12 protein-coding genes are annotated in these 14443 nt (G+C 65.6%); 11 read left to right on the top strand and 1 reads right to left on the bottom strand.

Annotated elements, in window-relative coordinates:
- The first annotated feature begins 14 nt into the window (after window positions 1-14).
- From fliF to CCC_RS05180, 10 genes are all read left to right on the top strand, one after another.
- Window positions 15-1676, top strand: a complete 1662-nt coding sequence (gene fliF / locus CCC_RS05225; RefSeq protein WP_041040192.1) for a flagellar basal-body MS-ring/collar protein FliF — start codon at window positions 15-17, stop codon at window positions 1674-1676.
- A gap of 12 nt (window positions 1677-1688) precedes the next feature.
- Window positions 1689-2708 (top strand): flagellar motor switch protein FliG, encoded by a 1020-nt coding sequence (gene fliG / locus CCC_RS05220; protein ID WP_041040190.1) that lies wholly within the window; start codon window positions 1689-1691, stop codon window positions 2706-2708.
- Between the two features lie 27 nt (window positions 2709-2735).
- The gene (locus tag CCC_RS05215; RefSeq protein WP_009870043.1) at window positions 2736-3413 is read left to right on the top strand and encodes a FliH/SctL family protein; all 678 of its coding nucleotides are present in this window, start codon (window positions 2736-2738) and stop codon (window positions 3411-3413) included.
- Between the two features lie 12 nt (window positions 3414-3425).
- The gene (gene fliN, locus CCC_RS05210; protein WP_009870042.1) at window positions 3426-3752 is read left to right on the top strand and encodes a flagellar motor switch protein FliN; all 327 of its coding nucleotides are present in this window, start codon (window positions 3426-3428) and stop codon (window positions 3750-3752) included.
- A 25-nt stretch (window positions 3753-3777) separates the two neighbouring features.
- On the top strand, window positions 3778-5151 hold the full coding sequence (gene flbD / locus CCC_RS05205) for a sigma-54-dependent transcriptional regulator FlbD (RefSeq protein ID WP_009870041.1): 1374 nt from the start codon (window positions 3778-3780) through the stop codon (window positions 5149-5151).
- 4 nt (window positions 5152-5155) lie between these two features.
- Window positions 5156-7267, top strand: a complete 2112-nt coding sequence (gene flhA, locus CCC_RS05200) for a flagellar biosynthesis protein FlhA (RefSeq protein ID WP_009870040.1) — start codon at window positions 5156-5158, stop codon at window positions 7265-7267.
- A 151-nt stretch (window positions 7268-7418) separates the two neighbouring features.
- On the top strand, window positions 7419-8420 hold the full coding sequence (locus tag CCC_RS05195) for a flagellar biosynthesis protein FlhF (RefSeq protein WP_041040188.1): 1002 nt from the start codon (window positions 7419-7421) through the stop codon (window positions 8418-8420).
- Window positions 8417-9214 (top strand): MinD/ParA family protein, encoded by a 798-nt coding sequence (locus tag CCC_RS05190; protein ID WP_009870038.1) that lies wholly within the window; start codon window positions 8417-8419, stop codon window positions 9212-9214. Before CCC_RS05195 ends, CCC_RS05190 begins: the two co-directional genes overlap by 4 nt.
- A gap of 4 nt (window positions 9215-9218) precedes the next feature.
- The gene (locus CCC_RS05185) at window positions 9219-10994 is read left to right on the top strand and encodes a DNA polymerase III (protein ID WP_041040186.1); all 1776 of its coding nucleotides are present in this window, start codon (window positions 9219-9221) and stop codon (window positions 10992-10994) included.
- Between the two features lie 93 nt (window positions 10995-11087).
- Window positions 11088-12584, top strand: a complete 1497-nt coding sequence (locus CCC_RS05180) for a DnaJ domain-containing protein (protein WP_009870036.1) — start codon at window positions 11088-11090, stop codon at window positions 12582-12584.
- 23 nt (window positions 12585-12607) lie between these two features.
- Here the strand turns inward: CCC_RS05180 and CCC_RS05175 are convergent, their stop codons facing one another.
- Window positions 12608-13597, bottom strand: a complete 990-nt coding sequence (locus CCC_RS05175; RefSeq protein WP_009870035.1) for a cyclic nucleotide-binding domain-containing protein — start codon at window positions 13595-13597, stop codon at window positions 12608-12610.
- Window positions 13598-13762: 165 nt separating this feature from the next.
- On the opposite strand from CCC_RS05175, the gene ubiT reads away from it, so the two are divergent.
- Window positions 13763-14443 carry a ubiquinone anaerobic biosynthesis accessory factor UbiT gene (ubiT, locus tag CCC_RS05170; RefSeq protein ID WP_041040184.1) on the top strand — a complete coding sequence of 227 codons (681 nt, stop codon included), beginning with the start codon at window positions 13763-13765 and terminating at the stop codon, window positions 14441-14443.

The following is a 14443-nucleotide window of genomic DNA, read 5'->3' as shown; positions in this document are numbered from 1 at the left end:
CCGATGGAGACGACGTGAACGCATTCCTGCAGATGCTGCGCGGCCTGGGACCCATGCGGCTGGCCGCCATCGCTGGCGTCGGCGTCAGCATTTTGGGATTCTTCATCTATCTGATGAGCCGCGTCGCCGCGCCGCAGATGGAGCTGCTCTATGGCGATCTGGACTTGGGCGATTCCAAGCAGATCATCGAAAAACTGACCGCCGACAAGATCCCCTACGAACTCAGGAAGGACGGCACCGAGGTCTGGGTGCCCAAGGACCGCAAGCTGGATCTGCGCGTGCGCATGGCCGAGCAGGCCCTGCCCGCCGGCGGCCGCATGGCCGGTTACGAATTGTTCGACAAGCAGGACGCGCTGGGCTCCACCAGCTTCCAGCAGAACATCACCATGGTCCGCGCCCTGGAAGGCGAACTGTCCAAGACCATCCGCTCCATCGACAAGGTCAAGGCCGCCCGCGTCCATCTGGTCCTGCCCAAGCGCGAGGCCTTTTCCAGGGACACCCAGGAGCCGTCGGCCTCGGTCATCATCAAGATGAACGGCAGCCAGCGCCTGGACAAGGGTCAGGTCAGCGCCATCCAGCACCTGATCGCCGCCGCTGTCCCCAAGATGAAGCCGTCGCGCATTTCCATCGTCGACGACAAGGGCACCCTGCTGGCCAAGGGCTTCGAGAACTCCAAGGAATACCAGGCCCAGACCGCCGAGGACATGAAGGTCAAGACCGAGGCCAAGCTGGTCAAGACCATCGAGGATCTGCTGGAACGGTCCTTAGGCCCGGGCCGCGTGCGGGCCGAGGTCACCGTGGACATGGATCTCAGCCAGGCCACCACCACCGAGGAAACCTTCGATCCCGAGACCAAGGTGGTGCGCTCCCAGGTCACCGTCAACGAGGGCGAGCAGAGCCAGGACGCCGAGCCCACCCCGGTCACCGTGCAGCAGAACCTGCCCGATCCCAACGCCTCGTCGGGCGGCAATATCCGCACCTCGACCAAGATCAACAAGAACCAGGAAACCGTGAACTACGAAATCTCGCGCAAGACCAAGAGTACGGTCCGCGAGATGGGTGAGATCCGCAAGGTTTCCGCCGCCGTCATCGTCGATGGCGTGCGCGAGCAATCGGCCGACGGCAAGCAGACCTCGTACCGCGACCGCACCGCCGAGGAACTGTCCCAGATCGAAGCCCTGGTCAAATCGGCCATCGGCTATACCAAGGACCGCGACGATCAGGTCAAGGTGGCCTCCATGCCCTTCTACAAGGGCGAGGAACTGCTTCAGGCCGAGGAACCGGGCGAGTTCATCTTCGGCATGCGCCGCGACTTCGTCGAGAAGATCGCCTCCAATCTGGGCCTCTCCGTGGTGGCCATCCTGTTCCTGCTCCTCGTGCTGCGCCCGCTCATCAGCCGGGCCATCGAGTCCATGCAAGGTCAGGTCGGTCCCGACGGCCGCCGTCTGCTGACCACCGATGGCGGGGCCATGCCTCAGCTCACCGGCCCCAGCGGCGCGGCCATGCCTGCGCCCCTGGGCGGCGAGGAAGAGGTCATCGCCGACGAGCTCATCGACATCGACAAGGTGGAAGGCCGCGTCAAGGCGTCGTCCATCAGGAAGATCGGCGAGATCGTCGAAAAGCATCCGGAAGAGGCTCTGTCCATCATCCGCAACTGGCTCTACCAGGAAAGCTGATAGGGAACCGTCATGGCACGCGTCAAGGAAGACTACCGCAGCCTCACCGGCCCCCAGAAGGCGGCCATGTTCATGCTGTCCTTGAACGAGGAACACTCGTCCAAGCTGTTCGGCATGCTGGGCGACGACGAGATCAAGGAACTGTCCCAGATCATGGCCAGCCTTGGCACCGTGTCCTCCAATCTGGTGGAGCGCGTCTTCGTCGAATTCGCCGACGCCCTGTCATCGACGGGCTCGCTGACCGGCTCGTTCGACACCACCGAACGCCTGCTAATGAAGAGCCTGTCCAAGGATCGCGTGAACCTCATCATGGAGGAAATCCGCGGTCCCGCCGGCCGTACCATGTGGGACAAGCTGGGCAATGTGTCCGAGCAGGTGCTGGCCAACTATCTGAAGAACGAATACCCGCAGACCGTGGCCGTGGTTCTGGCCAAGATCAAGCCCGACCACGCGTCGCGCGTTCTGGCCATCCTGCCCAAGAATTTCGCCATGGAAGTCATCATGCGCATGCTGCGCATGGAGGCGGTGCAGAAGGAAGTGTTGGACGGCGTGGAAAAGACTCTGCGAACCGAGTTCATGACCAATCTGGCGCGCACTCAGCGCCGCGACGCCCACGAGCTCATGGCCGACATCTTCAACAACCTGGACCGCAACACCGAAAACCGCTTCATGTCGGCCCTGGAAGAGCGCAACCGTGAAAGCGCCGAGAAGATCAAGGCGCTGATGTTCACCTTCGACGACCTCACCCGCATCGACGCCGCCGGCATCCAGGTGCTGCTGCGCTCGGTGGAAAAGGACAAGCTGGCCATCGCGCTCAAGGGCGGCGCCGACGGGGTCAAGGAACTGTTCTTCAAGAACATGTCCGAACGCGCGGGCAAGATGCTCAGGGAAGACATGGAAGCCCTGGGCCCGGTCCGTCTCAGGGACGTGGATCAGGCCCAGGCCGCCATCGTGGTCATGGCCAAGGAACTGGCGGCATCGGGACAGATCGTCATCTCCGAAGGCCGCGAGGAAGACGAGCTGGTGTACTAGGCGGAAAACCGAGGCGGACGCGTTTTTATGGCTTATCAGAAGTACATGTTCGATCTGGATTTCGGCCCGCCTCCGGCCAATCGGCCCAAGCCCGCCGAGCAGAGCGAGGATGTCTACGAGTCCGAGCCCGAGCCCGAGGCCCCGCCGCCGCCCAGCTTCACCGAGGAAGACCTCCAGGTGGTGCGCGAGGCCGCCTATGAGGAAGGCCATCGCAACGGCACGGCCGAGGCCAACGAAACCCAGCAGGCCCTGCTGGCCGCGTCCCTGGAGCGGGTGTCCAACGCCCTGGCCATGCTGGACGCCGCCCAGGCCGACGCCAATGACGAGAACCAGCGGGTCGCCGCCAGGGTGGCCATGGCGATTTTGAAAAAAGTCCTGCCCGCCACTTGCGAGCAGAACGCCTTCGAGGAAGTGGTCCGCACCGTGCAGGAATGCCTGACCAATGTGCTGGACGAACCGCGTATCATCGTCCGGGTGGATTCCGCCCTGGTCGATCCCATGCGCGAACGACTGGAACAGACGGCCATCGAACACGGTTTCGAAGGCCGCGTCGTGGTCCAGGCCGATCCCAGGGTCGCCATCGGCGATTGCCGGGTGGAATGGACCGATGGCGGAGCCGAACGCGATCAGGCCCGTCTGATCGCCGATATCGAAACGGCGGTGAACCGGGCCCTGGCGCCGCCCGAACACCGCCCGGAAGAGTAACTGGAGGACCCCATGCCCGATTTCGAACTCAATGATTTCAAGCCAGACGGCGAAGAGCAGGGGCGCGGCGATGTTCCGGATATGCCGCGATCGGCCCGCGACCTTGAAGCCGTCTACGACATTCCCGTGCAGGTCTCGGCGGTGCTGGGCAAGGCCACCATGCAGGTCAACCAGTTGCTGAAGCTGGGACGCGGCGCGGTGGTGGAACTGGACCGCAAGGTGGGCGAGGCCATCGATATCTACGTCAACAACCGGCTGGTGGCGCGCGGTGAAGTGGTGGTCGTCGAAGACCGCCTGGGCGTGACCATGACCGAAATCATCAAAACCGACCGGGCCTAAAGCGCAGTAGCGGGAGAGGGACGACATGCGACTTCTGATCATCGGCACGCTCGACGGCCAGATCGGCGCCGCCAGCCAGATCGCCATGGCGCGCGGCGCCAAGGTGCGTCAGGCCGAGGACGTGCCCGCGGGCCTGGAGGTTCTGCGCAACCAGGGCGCCGATCTGGTGATGATCGACGTCAAGCGCGACATCAAGGGCCTGATCGATTCGCTCGAAGCCGAACGCATCATCGTCCCCGTGGTGGCCTGCGGCATCGCGTCCGACGCTTCGGCGGCAGTGCGCGCCATCAAGGCTGGCGCCAAGGAATACATCCCGCTGCCGCCCGACGCCGAACTGATCGCCGCCGTCATCGCCGCCGTCACCTCCGAAAGCCACAACATCATCTTCAAGGACCCGCGCATGGGCCAGACCTTGAAGATGGCCGAACAGGTTGCCAATTCCGACGCCTCCATCATGATCACCGGCGAATCGGGCACCGGCAAGGAGCTGATCGCCCGTTTCGTCCACAACAAATCCAAGCGTTCGGACAAGCGCTTCGTGGCGGTCAACTGCGCCGCCATCCCCGAGAATCTGCTGGAATCCGAACTGTTCGGCCATGAGAAGGGCGCCTTTACCGGCGCCGTGGCCCGGCGCATCGGCAAGTTCGAGGAAGCCCAGGGCGGCACGCTGCTGCTGGACGAAATCTCCGAGATGGATATTCGCCTGCAATCCAAATTGCTGCGCGCACTCCAGGAAAAGGAAATCGACCGGGTGGGCGGCAACCAGCCGGTCAAGGTCGATGTGCGCATCCTGGCCACCTCCAACCGCAATATGGAAGACGAAGTCCGCAAGGGCACCTTCCGCGAGGATCTCTATTACCGCCTCAACGTGGTGACCCTGGCCCTGCCCGCTCTGCGCGAGCGCCCGCTGGACATCGCGGTGCTGGCCGAGCACTTCGTCAAGCGCTACACCGAGGCCAACGGCCTGCCCACCCGCCCCCTGTCGGCCGAAGTGCGCCAGATGCTGTCGCGCCACCACTGGCGCGGCAATGTGCGCGAGCTGGAAAACACCATGCACCGCGCCGTCCTGCTGGCCAGCGGCGCCGAGATCGGCCCCGAGGCCATGATCCTGTCGGGCAATCCGGTGGGCACCAATTCCGATCCCGTGGTCGCCCAGGCGGCCAATGCCGCCGCCTCGGTCATGGGCGCGCGCGGCGGCATGGTCGGCAAGACCGTGGCCGAGGTGGAACGCGACCTGATCATCGACACCCTGTCCCATTGCCTCGGCAACCGCACCCATGCGGCCAATATCCTAGGGATTTCCATCCGCACCCTTCGCAACAAGCTGAAGCAGTACAACGACGAAGGCATCGACGTGCCGCCGCCCGCCGGCGGCGAGGCTGAACGAGCCATGATCTAGTATCATGGCTGAAGGACAGGCATCAGGGGCCAGCCTCGGCAGGGAAATCCTCGACCGCTTCGCCGCGTCGGCGCGGCGCGGCGATGTGGGCTTGGCGTTCGGCATCATCGTCATCGTGATGATGCTGATCCTGCCCCTGCCGCCATGGCTGCTCGATATCGGTCTGGCGCTGTCCTTGACCATCGCCGTGCTGATCCTGATGGTGGCCATCTTCATCGAAAAGCCGCTGCAGTTCAGTTCCTTTCCCACCGTCTTGCTGCTGACCACCCTGATCCGGCTGGCGCTCAATCTGGCGTCCACCCGCCTGATCCTGTCCCATGGTCACGAGGGCGTCGAGGGCGCGGGCCAGGTGATCGCCGCCTTCGCCAGCTTCATCATGAGCGGCAGCTTCGTCATCGGCATCATCGTCTTCGCCATCCTGGTCATCGTCAATTTCGTGGTCATCACCAAGGGTTCGACCCGTATCGCCGAAGTGGCGGCGCGCTTCACCCTGGACGCCATGCCCGGCAAGCAGATGGCCATCGACGCCGATCTGTCCGCGGGTCTGTGCGACGAACCCACGGCCAGGAAACGCCGCGCCGAGCTGGAAGGCGAATCCGCCTTCTTCGGCGCCATGGACGGCGCGTCCAAATTCGTGCGCGGCGATGCCGTCGCCGGTTTGATGATCACCGCCATCAACGTCATCGGCGGCATGATCATCGGCATGGCGCAGCAGGGGCTGACCTTCAGCCAGGCGGCCGAGTTCTATACCAAGCTGACCGTGGGCGACGGTCTGGTCACCCAGGTTCCGGCCCTGATCGTCTCGGTCTCGGCGGGTATGCTGGTGACCAAGGCGGGCGTGCAGGAAGCCGTCGACCGTGCCCTGTTCAGCCAGTTGGCGGGCTATCCCCGCGCCGTGGGCATGGCGGGCGCGCTGATGACCCTGATGGCGCTGGTGCCCAACATGCCGTTCATCCCCTTCTTCCTGCTGGGCATGGGCATGGGCGCCTCGGCCTATCTGCTGGACCGCGACCAGCGCGCCAAGGCCGAACAGGTGCAGCAAGCCGAACTGGCCGAGGCCATGCAGCAGGCCCCCGTGCCGGAAGAACCTATCTCCACCGCGCTGAAGATCGACCATGTGCGCCTGGAACTGGGCTATGGCCTCTTACAGCTGATCAACACGCCCAAGGGCCAGCGCCTTACCGACCAGATCAAGAGCTTGCGCCGCGCCATCGCCACCGAGATGGGCTTCGTCATGCCCAGCGTGCGCATCCAGGACAATATGCAGCTTCCGGCCAACACCTATGTCATCCACGTCAAGGAAGTCGAGGCTGGCCGTGGCGATCTTCGCCCCGCCGCCCTGCTGATCATGGACCCCAGGGGCGAGGACATCACCCTTCCGGGCGAAAAAACGCGCGAGCCCACCTTCGGCCTGCCCGCCATGTGGATCGAGCCTTCCAACCGGGAGGAGGCGCTGTTCCGCGGCTATACCGTGGTGGACCCGCCCACCGTGATCACCACCCATCTGACCGAGGTGATCAAGGACAATATGAGCGAGCTGTTGTCCCATGCCGAGACCCAGAAGCTGCTGGACGAGTTGGACAAGGAGCATCAGAAGCTGATCGCCGAGTTGATTCCCAGCCAGATGACCATCGGCGGTCTGCAACGCGTGTTGCAGAACCTGCTGGGCGAGCGCATCTCCATCCGCGACCTGCCCACCATCTTGGAAGGCATCGCAGAGGCCTGCGGCCATACCCGCAACGTCACCATGATCACCGAGCATGTGCGCGCCCGTCTGGCACGGCAGATTTCCGACAACAATACCAGCCCGCAGGGCTTCATCCCGCTGATCACCCTGTCGCCGGAATGGGAACAGGCCTTTGCCGAATCCCTGGTGGGAACGGGCGAGGAAAAGCAGATTTCCATGGCGCCGTCCCAGTTGCAGGACTTCATCAGCCGCACGCGCCAGACCTTCGAACGCTTCGCCATGCAGGGCGAAACCCCCATCTTGCTGACCAGCCCCATGGTCCGGCCCTATGTGCGCTCCATCGTCGAGCGTTTCCGGCCCATGACCGTGGTGATGAGCCAGTCGGAAATTCATCCCAAGGCCCGCATCAAGACATTGGGGCAGATATGAATACGGTGCGCACGGCATTCGCTGCCCTCCCCCTGTCATCCCGACGACCAAAGGGAGGAGGGATCTCATCCTGCTCCGCTGTGTCCGCTCTCCCGCCATCGAACCAGACGGAGATCCCTCGCTCCGCTCGGGATGACATGGAGAGCGGCAAATGAGGCTTAAATCCTTCACCGCGCCCACCATGGCCGAGGCCATGGAACTGGTCCGCCAGGAACTGGGCGACGACGCCATCATCGTCTCGACCCAGCGGGCGGCAGGCTCCAAGGGGGTGCGCATCACCGCCGCCCTGGAATCCGTCGACGCCGATCTGGCGGTCGCCTCCATGCTGGAAGAAGCCACGGGCGGGTCCGAGGTATCCGAGGCGGTGCGCAAGGCGCTGGTTGATCACGGCACGCCTGCCAAACTGGTCGAACGCCTGGTCAACGCCGCCCAGACATCGGGCCTGACCCAGCCGCCCCTGGCCTGCGCCGCCGCGCTGGAGGCCGGGTTCACCTTCGCCCATCTGCCCGAGCATGGCGCGCCGCGCCCCTTCATGCTGGTGGGGCCCAACGGTTCGGGCAAGTCCATCGCGGCGGCCAAGCTGGCGGCCCGCTCGGTCTTGAAACAGCGTCAGGTGGGGGTCATCACCTGCGACAATATCCGGGCCGGTGCTGTGGAGCAGCTGGCCGCCTTCACCTCCATCCTGGAGATCGATCTGGTCCGCGCCCGTGGACCCGAATCCCTGGCCCGCGTGGTGGAAAGCATGAGCGGGGCCTTTGATCTGGTGGTGATCGATTCGCCCGGCCTCAATCCCTTCAAGCAAAGCGACATGGACTATCTCCAGGCCCTGATCGAGGCCGCCGATGTGGAGCCGGTCCTGGTCATGGCGGCGGGCGGCGACCCGGAGGAGGCGGCCGAGATCGGCGAGGCCTTCTCCGCCATCGGCGCCACCCGCCTGTTCGCGTCGCGTCTCGACACCACACGCCGCCTGGGCTCCATCCTGGCCGCCGCCGAGGGCGGGCAGATGGCGTTCTGCGACGTTTCCGCCAGCCCCCATGTGGCCTCGGGCATCTCGCCCATCTCGGCCGTGGCGCTGGCGCGGCTGATCATGCCGCAATCGGCCGAGGCCGAACCTAAAGATGAAACCTTCTGGACCGAGGCATCCGCATCATGACCACGATGGAAGTTCCCACCCTGGCACCCCGCCCGACCCTTCGGGCCAAGGGACGAAACATCGTCGCGGTGGCGTCCGGCAAGGGCGGCGTCGGCAAGACCTGGTTCTCCATCACGCTCTCCCATGCCCTGGCCCGGGCGGGCCAGCGGGTCCTGCTGTTCGATGGCGATCTGGGCCTGGCCAATGTGGACATCCAGCTGGGCCTGATGCCCAAGACCGATCTGGGCAGCGTGGTGGCCGGGCGCATGACGCTGAACCAGGCGCTGACCCGCTTCCCCGAAGGCGGCTTCGACATCATCGCCGGGCGCTCAGGCAGCGGAACCCTGGCCAATATCCCCCTGTCGCGCCTGCAGATGCTGGGCGACGATCTGGTTCTGCTGGCGGGTAATTACGACCGCGTCGTGGTGGATCTGGGCGCAGGCGTGGAAAAGACCACGCGGAACTTCTCGCAGCAGGCCGGGACCATCATGGTGGTCACCACCGACGAGCCCACCTCGCTGACCGACGCCTATGCCTTCATCAAGGTCACCCATATGGAGCGGCCCGGAACCGATATGCGCATCGTGGTCAACATGGCCAATTCGACCCGTGAGGGCGAGCGCATCTACAACACGCTCTTGAAGGCCTGCGAGGGCTTCTTGAAGATTTCCCCGCCCTTGGCCGGTGTCATCCGCCGCGATCTCAAGGTGCGTGAGGCTATCCGCAACCAGACGCCCATCATGATGCGCTCACCCAATGCCGAGGCCGCCGCCGATGTCGAAGCCATCGTCGAGCGCCTGATCCGCTCGCGATAACGCCATGTGTTCGGCCATCCCGCCGGCTCCACCTCCGGTCGCCCTGCCTGCCCAGGCAAGCGTTCCGGTGGTGCTGAGCGTGGTGGCCGATAAGGGTGCCGCCGAAGCCCTGGCCAAGTTGCAGGCAGGGGCCGTCCTGGCCGCCACCATGACCCAGTCCGAGGGCAAGGCTGTGGTCCAGGTCATGACCGCCGACGGGTCCAGCCTGTCGCTGCGCCTGCCCCCCGGCCAGCCCCTGCCGCCCGACGGCGCCCAGTTGGCCATTCAGTACATCTCGCAGAACGGCCTGCCCGCCTTCAAGCTGCTGGCCATCAATGGCCGCCCCATGGGGCTGACGCCCCAACCCCTCTTGCCCGCCAATCCCCCCGATCTGGCCGCCATGCTGGGTAGTGGAGTCAAACAGGCTGGTCCGGCGCAGACCGCGCCCGGCCAGATCCCGGCCGCCCAGCCCGGTCCGGCAGGCGCGCCGGTAGTGACCGCGCCCGGACTGGCGGCGGGGCCGGTGGGCCTTGTCGCCACGGTGATCCGCTCCGGTCCGCCGGGCGCGGTGATGCTGCCCCCCAACGCCGCCACGCCCGGTCTGGACATGGCTCAGCCGCTACCTCAGTCCATGACCGATCTCGCCCCCGGTTCGCGCCTGATGGTGCGCATCGCCGCCATGGCGCCTCCCGGCGAAAACGCCATCAGTGGCGGCCAGCCCATTCCCACCGCCACCGCCCAACCCGCCCAGCCAGGCCCCTTGGCCCAGAGCCCAGCCGTGCAAGCCCCAGCCTCGTCACTGCCCAGCACGGCGCCGATTCCGCCGCCCGCGCCGCACGCCCCAGCCGCCGCCGCCGTCCCGCCCCAGCCCGGGACACAGCCCGCCCCGGCCGCCGCTCTGACCGCGCCCTCCATGCCCGCCAGCCCGCAGCCGCAGCAAACCCCGCCCAATGTGACCATGCCCGGCGTGGTCCTCTCCCAGCCCACGGGCGGTGCCGCCCTGGTGCAAAGCCCGGCGGGCGTCCTGTCACTGGATGTGGGCACTACGCTGCAGCCCGGCAGCGTGCTGCGGCTGGAAGTGATCGGACGCCCCCTGCCGCCGCCGCCCATGGCCCCCGCCGCCAGCCCGCCCCAGGGCCTGTCGCCGGATGGCTGGCCCACTTTGGATCAGGCGGTGGACACCTTGCTGCAATCGGACCGTCAGGCGGCCGAGCAGTTGATGCGCATGATCCCCCAGGCGGGCCCCCGTCTGGCGGCGGCCATGTCCCTCTTCACGGGCGCGGTGCGCTCGGGCGATGCCCGCCAGTTGCTGAGCGAGCCGGTGACCAAGGGCCTGGAAAAGGCGGGCCGCAAGGACCTGGCCGACCGGCTGAAGAAGGAATTCCTCGATCTGGCCGAGGAGTCCACCCGGCCCATGGGACGCGGCGATTGGCAGGCCATCACGCTACCCTTCGCCCATGGGGCCAATATCGACCCCATCGACCTTTATGTTCACCGTCCGCCCAACGAGGATGAGGGTGGAGGAAAGAAGGGAAGCGAGCAGCGCTTCATCCTGGATGTGCGCATGAGCGTGCTGGGCCGCATTCAGTTGGACGGGCTGGTGCAAAAGGATGCCAAGCGCTTCGACCTGATCGTGCGCACCGCCGAGGCCCTGCCGCCCGTCATGTGCCGCGATATCGCGGGCATCTTCGCCGAATGCGGCCAGATGACCGGCATCAAGGGCCAGGTCTCGTTCCAGTCGGGACGGTCCTTCGTGGATCTGCCCCCGGCTGGCGCACCTGCAACGCAAATCGTGGTATGATCCCTGCGCGATTTCTCCAAACCCCGACCGATGGCATAGGCTTTGCTTGAACAACCCGGCAACTCAGAGGCCCAGGAACAAGCACCAATCGGTATGAACACCATCGCGCGCGACCCCAAAGGCTATTACGCGATCCTCGGTCTCGCCCCGGGGGCGGATGCGGGCGCGATCAAAACCGCCTATCGCTCCCGCGTGAAGAAAGTCCATCCCGACCGCAATGCCTCCAAGCGTGCGCGTGAGGAGTTTCAACGGGTTATCGAGGCCTATGGTGTCTTGAAGGACGTGGTCCGCCGCGCCGAATACGACACATTCGGCCAGGAATCCACCCATGACGACGACGTCCAGGTGGCTGGCGCCCCCATCGCCTGTTGCGGCTGTGGAGCGCTCACCGCCCAGCCGCGCTACGTGGTTTATCACTGGGTCCGCTCGTATCTGGTGTGGGCAAAAACCGGCACGGTGGAAGGAATTTTTTGCCGGGCATGCGCCGACCGCGCCGCTGTACGCGCCTCGACCATCACCTGGGCCCTGGGCTGGTGGTCCCTGCCCGGCCTTCTTCTCGCGCCTTTGGTCCTGTTGCGCAACCTGCTGGGCGGCGCCAAGCCGCGCCACGAGAATGCCAGGGTTCTGATCCGCCAGGGCCGCGCCTTCCTCGGCCGGGGAGATCTGGAATTGGCCCGCTCCCTGGCGCTGCAGGCCAACCGGTTCGCCTCCATGCCCGACGACCGCGCGCGGGTAGAAGACCTGTTGCACGCCACCCGCGACGTCTCGGACAACCGCCGCCTCAAGACCCGCTGGCGTTTGGGCGGCGGTGTGTTCCTGGCCCAGGCGCTGCCACTGCTGGCCCTGCCCGTCACCGTTGGCGTCTTCGCCCTGATCGCCGCCAAGCCCTGGGACCAGCCGGTTTCCACCACCGCGCCCATCGCCATGCAGCCAGCCAAGAGCGGAGAGATCCGTCATGTGGCGGTGGACAGCCTGAAAGTGCGCATGGCCCCCATAGCCGGTGCCCCTGTCCTTACCCTGCTGGACCGCTTCGCCACCGTGGAGGTTACCGCCGACCCCGCCGACCCCGAATGGGTCAAGGTGCGCACGCCGTCGGGCATCGACGGCTATGTGGAGACCCGCTCGCTCTATGCCGGATCGGGCGGACGCTTCAAGACCCAGTGGTGCAACGAGAATCGGGGCGCCCAGCCCGGCGCCGGGGAAATCCTGACACGCAGGGTCAGCGGCGACCACCGCCTGCTGGTCCACAACGAAGGCCGCCGCGATGGTGTGGTCAAACTGAAGACCATGGCCGGGAACACGGTCACCGCCTTCTATGTGCCCGCCACCTATCATATCGGCATCGGCGGCATCCCCGAGGGGACCTACCGTATCGAATTCGCCACCGGAACCCGCTATTCACGGGGCTGCGGCATCTTCATGGATGAGATGCAGGCTGCGGTCCTGCCGGTGACGCTGACCTTCAAGTACCAGTCGGCGGGAACCATCCGCTCGCTGACCAATATCGCCGAGATATCCCTTTCGCCCGCTTCCGACGATCCCGTCCAGCCCCAGCCCCTGTCGGCCGAGCGCTTCGCGGCGGATGACTGAGGGCAGACGAGCGACAGCCGCCCCTACTTCCCCGCCCGCTTCTTTTCCAAGGTGGCGCGCACCTGGCCCAGTTCGCGGCCCATCTTGCGGATGTCGTGAAGCAGGGTTTCCAGCACCAGGATCACCAGATCGGGGGTCTTGCCGATCTGGGCTTTCAGCGCCGCCATGGGAATCATCAGACAGACCGTGTCCTCGGCGGCCATGGCCGAGGCCATGCGCGGCTCGTTGTCGATCAGGGCCATCTCGCCGAACACGCCATTGGTGCCAATCTGGCCCAGCTTGACCTTCTGGCCGCCCACCGTCTTGAAAATGGCGACCTTGCCGCTTTCCACCACATAGGCCATGTCGCCCGGATCGCCTTCATTGAAGATGATCTGGCCCGCGTGAAACTTCTTGCGCCCGGTGCGCTCCTGGACGGGCTTGGGGGCCTGAACCACCGGGGCATGGGGGGCCGAGGCCGGGCGGGCGGCGGCACCGGCGGCGCCCATGGGCATCACCAGCGGCAGAGGCTTGGGCAGCGGCGGGGCCACGCGGCGCTCGGCCACGCCGGGCGGCGGGCGCGACAACGTCCTGCGGTCCGGCCCCCTGAAGCCGGGAGAGCGCACGAAGGCCTTGGGATTGACCAGGGCGTTGCGGATGCGCCGGAACAAGGAATCCGCCGACATGGGCTTGACCAGGAATTCGTTGACGCCTGCGCTGCGCGCCTGGAACACCACCTCGGAGGCGGATTCGGCGCTCATCATGATCACGGCCACGTCGTCGCAGGCCACCATGTCGCCCGCGCGCAGGAAGCGGGTGAAATCGATGCCGTCCATGGGGGCCATGTCGTGGTCGACAATGACCAGATGGACAGGCTGTTGGCCCAGAATCTCGAGGCCGGTCGGCCCGTCACCGGCTTCGAGGATGGTCTTGATTCCGAAGGATTGCAGAGCCGTCTTGATGAACGATCGGGCATAGCGCGAATCGTCGATGATGAGCGCGGTGATCGGGCTCAGATCGACATCGATGTTCATTGGGCGGCCCTCTCCTGTGCTGACCCGCCTGAGGTTAGCCAGGGCGAAGGCTTCTGCCAAGTCCTACTCGCGCCGACTTCTGTGTCGTTTGCTTGACGCCGGTCGATGAGGAGGGCTATCACCGGCAGGCAGAACGCCTGTCTCTTGGGAAAAGGGCCGCACAGTATGACGCACGCAAACGCCAGGACCGGGGCAGTTCCGGTAACGCCGCCCTTTTCGCCGGTGCTGCTGCTGGGCATGGTCTTGAAGCCGCTCCGCCCCACGGCGCTCCAGCCCTTGTTCGACGCCATGCTGGGCGTGGTGCGCCGCCGCCATCCCGATATCTTGGAACGCATGGCCGATTATTCCGACAAGGCCGTGTGCATCGACCCCGTCGACCTGCCCTTCGTCATCCTGCTGGAGCCCAACCCGGAAGACCCGCGCCTCACCGTGCGCCGGTCCATCGAACCGGGCGAGGTGGCCGCCACCATCCATGGTCCGCTGGAAATGCTGATCGCGCTGGCCGAGGGCAAGGTGGACGGCGATGCCCTGTTCTTCTCGCGCCGTCTGGTGATCGAGGGCGATACCGAGGTGGTGGTGGCGCTCAGAAACGCCATCGACGGGGCCGGGATCGACCTGATCGAGGATATCAGCCAGGAATTGGGACCGCTGGCCCGGCCCTTCAAAGGGCTGGCGGGCGCCGCCGTGGGGCTGATGAGCCGTATGCGCGAGGATTTCGAGACTCTGCGCGCCGCCATCATCGCGCCCGCCGTCAAGGACAATGCCAATCAAGGGGCCCGCATCGCCCAGTTGGAAGGCGAACTGAAGCAGTTGCGCAAGGCGGCTCGGCGTGGAGGAGCGGCTTAA

The sequence above is a fragment of the Paramagnetospirillum magnetotacticum MS-1 genome (assembly GCF_000829825.1).
GTDB lineage: Bacteria > Pseudomonadota > Alphaproteobacteria > Rhodospirillales > Magnetospirillaceae > Phaeospirillum > Phaeospirillum magnetotacticum.
This window is presented reverse-complemented; position numbering and strand designations above follow the sequence as displayed.